This is a genomic window from Xanthomonas sp. D-36-1 (assembly GCF_017746155.1).
In the GTDB taxonomy this organism is placed as follows: domain Bacteria; phylum Pseudomonadota; class Gammaproteobacteria; order Xanthomonadales; family Xanthomonadaceae; genus Xanthomonas; species Xanthomonas cissicola.
Window position 1 is genome coordinate 1 of record NZ_JAGHWR010000143.1, and the last position, 968, is coordinate 968.

At 53.2% G+C, this 968-nt stretch carries 2 protein-coding genes; both read right to left on the bottom strand.

Annotated features, from left to right (window positions below):
- Positions 1-26 precede the first annotated feature (26 nt).
- Positions 27-221: a hypothetical protein gene (locus tag J7367_RS22100; protein WP_209029028.1), complete on the bottom strand. Its 195-nt coding sequence runs from the start codon at positions 219-221 to the stop codon at positions 27-29.
- 16 nt (positions 222-237) lie between these two features.
- Positions 238-741, bottom strand: a complete 504-nt coding sequence (locus tag J7367_RS22435) for a DUF6393 family protein (protein WP_244672371.1) — start codon at positions 739-741, stop codon at positions 238-240.
- Positions 742-968 lie beyond the last annotated feature (227 nt).

Here is a 968-nt window from a genome sequence, read left to right on the forward strand (position 1 = left end):
GCTTACGCTTGCCCAAGCCCTCAGCGTCACCGAACGTCAGCTGCATGGATGAATCCTCTACATAAGGCGATAGTGTCGCGCATCTGCGGTGAGTTGATCAGACCTTCCCTAATAGTGCGCTGGTTGCCCTCCTTGTCCGTGTAGAGAAGGAACTTGTGGTGGTATTCCTTGCCGAGAGCAGCCCCGATATTCCGGTACCCGACTTCGATCTTCTCATCCATGACGTGCTCCTGTGGCTTACTGATTCTTGATATGAACGGCTGCGACGTATGTCACCTTGTCGTCGGCATCCAAAGAAAAAGTCATCACGATGGAACGTGCATCGGGATCCAACATCGCTTGTCCCTTGTTGTCCCTGACGACAATCTTGCTTTCGGTGTCTTCAACGACCTTCGAGGTTGGAGATTTACCGAAGGTCTCTAGCACCGACGCCTTTGTAGTGCCCAACGGTATGTATTTCGTAACGATATTGCTCACATCGATCTGCTCGAATCGAACGGGTTTTTGGGAAGCATAAATCTCGTCAAGCATTGGGCTGGCTCCTGTCATCGAGGGGTCTTCCTGTGTCGAAGCAGTGCGCGCATTGTCCGCATTGGCGCAGGACGAAAGTGGAAGTACCGCAACCCCGACAAGTGCAAGTGTTGCGGCCAAGCCCTTCGACATGATGCGTGGCATGGCGATCTCCTGATGCGACCAATCACGTGATTCGAATATCCGCGAGATACTGTCCTTCTCGGCCAAGCTCGAAAATCGAGTAGCGTTTCAGGCGGACGGCTGCCAGCTTACTACAGGCTCTCAAGAGCCGATAGTCGTTGAGCGGATTGTCAATGGGGCTTTGCGCTGACGCTTCTGGGCCAAGCCCAACATGGATCGGTGAGTAAGAGCAATCCATGAGTCATCAATAGACGCTCAGACTTCAGTAGCGGCCCTGACGTACCGAGTCGCTCACTAAGGAAGGTCTGATCAAC

Coding starts and splice junctions, on each gene's coding strand:
- J7367_RS22100 (WP_209029028.1), bottom strand. CDS start 221: ATGGATGAGAAGATCGAAGTCGGGTACCGGAATATCGGGGCTGCTCTC.